Source organism: Microcoleus sp. N9_B4, from assembly GCF_036701635.1.
Taxonomy (GTDB): domain Bacteria; phylum Cyanobacteriota; class Cyanobacteriia; order Cyanobacteriales; family Microcoleaceae; genus Microcoleus.
Window position 1 is genome coordinate 1 of the sequence record NZ_JAUBRC010000097.1, and the last position, 6,561, is coordinate 6,561.

At 47.0% G+C, this 6,561-nt stretch carries 6 protein-coding genes; 3 read left to right on the forward strand and 3 right to left on the reverse strand.

The window, feature by feature from the left end:
* Window positions 1-205: 205 nt before the first annotated feature.
* Window positions 206-841 carry a class I SAM-dependent methyltransferase gene (locus QUA43_RS30415; RefSeq protein ID WP_333379471.1) on the reverse strand — a complete coding sequence of 212 codons (636 nt, stop codon included), beginning with the start codon at window positions 839-841 and terminating at the stop codon, window positions 206-208.
* Window positions 842-847: 6 nt separating this feature from the next.
* A complete protein-coding gene (locus QUA43_RS30420; RefSeq protein WP_333379473.1) occupies window positions 848-1,309 on the reverse strand; it encodes a cupin domain-containing protein in 462 nt (153 codons plus the stop codon).
* Between the two features lie 240 nt (window positions 1,310-1,549).
* Between QUA43_RS30420 and QUA43_RS30425 the strand changes: the two genes are divergently transcribed.
* The 3 genes from QUA43_RS30425 to QUA43_RS30435 all read left to right on the forward strand — a co-directional run bounded on the left by QUA43_RS30425 (window position 1,550) and on the right by QUA43_RS30435 (window position 5,761).
* Entirely contained in the window at window positions 1,550-3,004 is a 1,455-nt protein-coding gene (locus QUA43_RS30425) for a folate/biopterin family MFS transporter (RefSeq protein WP_333379474.1), read from the forward strand.
* 129 nt (window positions 3,005-3,133) lie between these two features.
* A complete protein-coding gene (locus QUA43_RS30430) occupies window positions 3,134-4,630 on the forward strand; it encodes a carotenoid oxygenase family protein (protein WP_333379480.1) in 1,497 nt (498 codons plus the stop codon).
* Between the two features lie 231 nt (window positions 4,631-4,861).
* On the forward strand, window positions 4,862-5,761 hold the full coding sequence (locus tag QUA43_RS30435) for a DUF4436 family protein (protein ID WP_333379476.1): 900 nt from the start codon (window positions 4,862-4,864) through the stop codon (window positions 5,759-5,761).
* 130 nt (window positions 5,762-5,891) lie between these two features.
* On the opposite strand, the gene QUA43_RS30440 is transcribed toward QUA43_RS30435, so the two are convergent.
* Window positions 5,892-6,561, reverse strand: a 670-nt coding sequence (locus QUA43_RS30440; protein ID WP_333379478.1) for an SGNH/GDSL hydrolase family protein, incomplete at its 5' end; no start/stop codon positions are given.

The following is a 6,561-nucleotide window of genomic DNA, read 5'->3' on the forward strand; positions in this document are numbered from 1 at the left end:
TTCGACCCCCCCTAGCCCCCCCTTGCTAAGGGGGGGAACAAGAATACTGTTGCATTCTTTTTTAAAATTGGTATAAAATCAATCTGTAGGGTGCGTCAGGTAAATTTCTAGAACGATTATTGAGGGTTTAAAAATCTGACGCACCTTACTAATTGTGACTATTTCCAATTTTAAAAGGACAGGACAATGCAGTCCTTACCCGCAGCTAAACAGGTTTGACCCCAACCAATAAAGCAAGTTCCCGCCACTTCCAATAACAGTCTGCATCGGTAAAACCAATTTCTCTAAACCAGCGCAATTGCGTTTCCACATCCAGCAATTTATTAGACGGATCGTCTGGCGAATCGCTAATACCCAAGGCCTCTCGAAATTTATCGTGCAAAGCCGGAGTTGCTGACGCTACGTGCTCCAAATTGCAAAAAATGCCTCCCGGCTCCAAAAGCTCGAAAATCTCGGTGTAAAGCGAACGTTTGCGATCGTCTATTACGTGATGAATCGCAAAACTAGAAACAACCGCATCAAACTTGCCCAAATCCGGTAGCGATTCGTCAAAATTGTGCTCAATTACCGTGACATTCTGGTCATCAGCAAAGCGAATTCTGGCTTTTTCCAGCATTGTCGGCGAAAAGTCGATCGCCACACATTCAACATTTGGTCGATCGCACTTAAGCAGACCCAGCAACCGCCCGTCTCCCGTACCCACATCGAGAATTCGCTTAACATTTTTCGGCACTTCCTCCAACAAAACCGCTTCACCTTCAGTGCGGTGAGGAATTCCATCAGCTTTAGCAAGATACCACAAAGCGTGTTCTGCCGAAGTCCAAAGATTCACTTGACTCATAAATTTTCAACTCTCATAAACCTCGCCATTTTTGCGAGTAAAAATCCAACTATTCCCCTTAGCTTTCGCAATTAGATCGTCATCGGGATATTCGGCACTATCTCCCGGAGTGCGATCGCCAATTTCGAGATAAACAACATCTGCATTCGAGCGGTTAACCAAATGATGCCCGTCTGCATCACCCGCCGGAAAACCCGCCGCCATACCCGGTTTTAGCACTTGCTCTCCCGAATTTGTAATCAGAGTAACTTCCCCTTCCAGAACATAGATTAACTCATCTTGACGAGTGTGCCAATGCCTGAGAGCAGAACAACTTCCCGGCGCAAGTCTCACCAAATTTACCCCAAAGTTCTGCAATCCGGCAGCATCGCCCAAGCGTTTTTTAACTCTCCCCAAAACAGCAGATTGGAATTGCCTAGGGTACTTGGAACCCCTAATTTCCGGCACATTTTTAGGATCGATAATCATATAACAGTCATGGTAGCAGTTGTGAATTCTCTCTTCATTCTCTTCCTTCGCGTCATACGCGACGAAAGCGGTTCGTTTGAAATTTCTGCTATGGGTACAAAACATAGTTTTATTTCAGCTAATTACAATTTTATAGCGGCTGCCACCTCCCCCTCACTTTCGCATCCCACCTCCGACAGTTCCCGCAACTCATTAAGAATGTGTTATAAATATTGAGATTCATTAAGAAATATTGCTAAAATGCTCGTTTCCCCCTCCGGCGTCAGCAAACTCAAGGAATCTTTAAAAGAAAAAGTATTCTTTGGGAATGAGCCAACCCCCGAACTCATAGCCATCTTACTGATTTACTTCGTCCAAGGTATTCTCGGACTCGCCCGCTTAGCCGTCAGCTTCTTTCTCAAAGACGAACTCGGCATGAGTCCGGCAGAAGTCTCGGCAATGCTGGGCGTCGTCGCCCTGCCTTGGATTATCAAACCCGTGTTCGGCTTCATGTCGGACGGCTTGCCGATATTCGGCTACCGCAGACGCCCTTACATCGTCCTCTCCGGGCTGCTGGGAACGTCAGCATGGGTGAGCCTCGCAACAATTGTACACACACCGCTTGCAGCTACAGGCGCGATCGCCCTGAGTTCCCTCTCCCTCGCCGTCAGCGACGTAATCGCCGACTCCCTGGTAGTCGAAAGGGCCAGAAAAGAATCCGTTACCGACGCAGGTTCCCTGCAATCCTTGTCTTGGGGCGCTGCAGCCCTCGGCGGACTAATTACCGCCTACCTCAGCGGTTCCCTGCTGCAACACTTCAGCACCCACACTATCTTTTTAATCACCGCATCTTTCCCGCTAATTGTATCAGCAACAGCTTGGTTAATTGCCGAAGAAAAAACCAACAAAATAACAGACTTTGAAACGGTAAAAGACCAACTAAAACAACTGCGGCAAGCTGTTACCCAAAAAACAATTTGGCTGCCAACCGCCTTTCTCTTCCTCTGGCAAGCCACCCCAAGCTCAGACTCCGCCTTCTTCTTTTTCACCACCAACGAATTAGGCTTTCAACCAGAATTTCTCGGCCGAGTGCGCCTCGTTACCAGCATTGCCGCCCTCGCCGGCGTCTGGCTGTTTCAACGCTTCCTCAAAACAGTTCCATTTCGAGTAATTTTTGGCTGGTCAACCGTCCTTGCGACTGCTTTGGGCATGACTACTTTATTATTAGTAACTCATGCCAACAGAGCTTTAGGAATTGACGATCAATGGTTCAGCATTGGAGACAGCCTGATCCTGACAGTAATCGGACAAATTGCTTATATGCCCGTGCTGGTACTCTCCGCCCGCTTGTGTCCCCCCGGCGTCGAAGCAACTTTATTTGCGCTGCTGATGTCAATCACAAACTTAGCAGGACTTATTTCCCACGAAGGCGGTGCACTTTTGACCCACTTGCTAGGAATTACCGATCGCAATTTCGATAACCTCTGGCTGCTAATTGTCATCACAAACCTGTCCACACTTCTGCCGCTACCGTTCTTAAATTGGCTGCCCGCCGATAGTACAGAAAGCGGCGATCCAAACAATCAAAAATCTCTTCCCGTATTAGAACCAGAAATGGGCAGTTCCAAACCAGGCGGACAGCATTTCATGCCCGAATACTTTCCCGACTTAGTACCAACAGTAAGGTCACAAAGCCGCACCGCAGACAGCAAATAAAGGCAGGCACACACCGATTTTGACACGGATACACGGATGAATTTAACTGTGTTTCCCAATTCTCCGATTTTCCTTCTCTCTGCGCCCTCTGTACTCTCTGCGGTTAAAAAATTCGCTCCCGTAACACCAATGCAAGACCTACAACTTTCCGCATCTCAAACCGCAGCTCAAAACGTATCATACGATCGCACAGACTGGCAGCGCGGCTACGAATCCCAACCCAACGAATCCGACTACTGGATTGACGACATAGAAGGCGAAATCCCCGCCGGCTTGCAAGGCACATTCTTTCGCAACGGGCCCGGATTATTGGATATCAACGGCCAGCGCATCCACCACCCGTTTGACGGTGACGGGATGGTTTGTGCGATCGCAATATCCGAAGGCCGCGCCCATTTCCGCAACCGATTCATACACACAGAAGGCTATCTCGCCGAACAAAAAGCCGGAAAAATCCTCCACAGAGGCGTTTTCGGCACACAAAAGCCAGGGGGTTGGCTAGCCAACATCTTTGATGTCAAAATCAAAAACATTGCCAACACCAACATCATTTATTGGGGCGACAAACTGCTAGCACTTTGGGAAGCCGCACAGCCCTACAGACTCGACCCCCGCACCCTAGAAACACTCGGCTTAGATACCCTAGACGGCATTTTACAACCCGGTGAAGCCTTCGCCGCCCACCCGAGAATTGAAAAAGGGAAAAATGGCAAAGGAGACAGATTAATCAACTTTTCCGTCAAGCCCGGTTTGTCGAGTACCATCACGATTTACGAACTCGACGAAAGCGGCAAACTTTTGCAGCGTCACGCCCATGCAATACCGGGTTTTGCCTTCCTGCACGACATGGTAATTACCCCGAATTACTGCATATTCTTCCAAAATCCCGTCAGCTTCAATCCGCTGCTTTTCGTGTTAGGATTTCGGAGTGCATCCCAGTGCATTCAATTTTCGCCAAACAAGCCAACGCAAGCAATTTTAATTCCCCGCAACGGCACTGACGAGGTAAAGATATTAGAAACGGAACCTTGTTTTGTCTTCCACCACTGCAACGCCTGGGAAGAAGAAGGCGCAGTTTTTGTAGATTCAGTTTGTTACGAATCCTTTCCAACTGTAGAAGAGGACGGCGATTTTCGCGAGATTGATTTTGATAGCGTTCCAGCGGGCGAATTGTGGCGGTTTAAGTTAAATTTGCAAGACAAAACGGTACAGCATCAAGTTGTTGAAACTCGGTGCTGCGAGTTTCCGACTCTGCATCCCAATAATGTCGGACAACCTTACCGATATCTTTATATCGGTGCTGCTGATGCTCCCACGGGAAATGCTCCTTTGCAAGCTATCCTCAAAATGGATTTTGTGACTGGTGAAAGGCAAATTTGGAGTGCAGCCCCACGCGGTTTTGCGGGGGAACCGGTGTTTGTTCCTCGTCCCGATGCTGTTGCGGAGGATGACGGCTGGCTGCTGGTTTTAATGTATGATGCTGCTAATCATCGATCGACCTTAGTAATTTTAGATGCTCGCGATATTACCAAAGGGCCCCTAGCGTGCTTGCATTTAAAACAGCACATTCCCTACGGCTTGCACGGCAGTTTTACACCAAATGTACTGCTTCCTATCGGTTCGTAGTTGCCCGTTGATTCGCCTGGTTCTTGCGCCGATGAGCGCCACAGCCCGCCGGGGGTTTAAACCCCCGGCTCACAGCGAAAGTCCTCTTTTAGAGGACTAAAACCAAGATTTATTATCGATCGAGTTTCTTTAGTCGGTTTCAACCGACTTTAGCTATGAGCCAGGGGTTTAAACCCCTGGCGGACTGCTGGGAGTGCTAACAACTATTCAAGATGTAAAATATCATAATAAATGCAAACTATCAACATATTTAATTTCAAAAAAATACTTATTTCAATTGGCACTTTCCTCGCAATTTTCGCAATTATCTTATCTATTTACTCTCACAATGCTAACGCCCAAGAGCCTTACAATCCCTCTCCAGAAAGCGCTGTCGCTTCCAAAGGTTTGGTTGATGTCAAAATGACATTAATTGCCGTTGATCCCATTAAAAACGAATTAGAAGCCCGCTTGCAGTTTGAACTCAAAGGTATTTATAAAAAAGGGCCAACTTACCCTGCTCAAGACTTGTTAATGACAGTTAACGGCGCAAACGTACAGGATTCGGAAATTACCTTTAAAGAAGGCAAACCGATGATTGTCCCTGCATTAAAGTTTAACTTAGTCAAAGGGAAAATCAACAATTACCCGTTTGATAGGCACATTGCTAAAGTAGCTATTTCGATTGACCCGCTGCCTTCAATTGGTAAAAAGTTTGCTCCATTTGAACTGAATCCCGTGCCGCTGGAATTTAATTTTCATGCCGATGTTCCAGGGTTCGACATCAGTTATCAGCCGATGGAAGAGAATTCATCTATCTTTATTTATATTGATGTTTTTGCAACTCGATCGCTCCCGGTGAAATTCTTTGCGTTAGTGATTATTGTCATCATGTGGGTGCTGTCAATTATGGCACTTTTGCTAGCATTAAAAGTGATGAAATCGGGCAAGTTGCCGGAAGTGGGAATGCTGAGTTGGACTGGTGTGATGCTGTTTGCTTTTCCCGCTATTCGCAATGCTCAACCGGGGGTGCCTCCGGTGGGAACTGCGAGCGATTTTCTGTCGTTTTTTTGGACAGAGATTATAGTTGTGGTGGCCTTAGTTATTATTGGTAGCTGTTGGTTGAAGCGGTATCATCCGCCGATTGAATGATTTTAGATTTTAGATTTTAGATTTGAAGAATTTAGCCCAGAGATAAATCAGGGGGCTTTTACCTTGGATACTTTCAATTAACAGTCAACAGTTAACATTCAACCGTCAACTGTTAACAAAATTCAAAGATTCACTTTTTGACTTCCAAATTCTCAATATCCTTTGCGGGTACGCCCAAACCGCGCAAGATAGTAAAAGCCATAATTCGATATCCCGATTGATTTGGGTGCACTCCATCTGCAGCCAACAAATTCAGAGTCTTGCCCGCGTGCTTTTGATACGTGCCGATAACTTCCCGAAAAGGCGTATTCAAATCAATAAACAAGCACTGATTCTCTAACGCAATTTCTCGCATCGCGGCAACATACTGTTGCAACCTGCGATTTTCTGGGCCGTCGATACTTTCCCCTATCAGAGTAGGAGAAAGCAGTACAACTCGAATTCCTGCGGCTTTTGCCGCCAGCACCATTTGAGTTATTTTCTCCCGATATTCTGCCACTGGCACTCCCGCGGACCAGTTGCCTTCCGGATAAAACTGATTGTTTGGGAAGTCGAAGAAAGCGTTCCAAACGTCGTTGACTCCGACATTAATCATCACTAAATCTGGCTTTTGGTCGATCGCATCTTTCTGGAAGCGCGCTTGCATATCAGTCGATTTGTTACCGCCGATCCCCGCGTTGACGATTTCGATTTTGCGATCGGGATAAACGGCATTCAGATAGCGTTCCAGCAGCCAAACGTAACCTCCGGGGTATTTCCCGGCCTCGGTGATGCTGTCGCCCACTATCACAATTTTGCGC

Bases quoted from the DNA above. Each gene is read 5' to 3' on its own strand.
- QUA43_RS30415 (WP_333379471.1), bottom strand. From the start codon at position 841: ATGAGTCAAGTGAATCTTTGGACTTCGGCAGAACACGCTTTGTGGTAT.
- QUA43_RS30420 (WP_333379473.1), bottom strand. From the start codon at position 1,309: ATGATTATCGATCCTAAAAATGTGCCGGAAATTAGGGGTTCCAAGTAC.
- QUA43_RS30425 (WP_333379474.1), top strand. From the start codon at position 1,550: ATGCTCGTTTCCCCCTCCGGCGTCAGCAAACTCAAGGAATCTTTAAAA.
- QUA43_RS30430 (WP_333379480.1), top strand. From the start codon at position 3,134: ATGCAAGACCTACAACTTTCCGCATCTCAAACCGCAGCTCAAAACGTA.
- QUA43_RS30435 (WP_333379476.1), top strand. From the start codon at position 4,862: ATGCAAACTATCAACATATTTAATTTCAAAAAAATACTTATTTCAATT.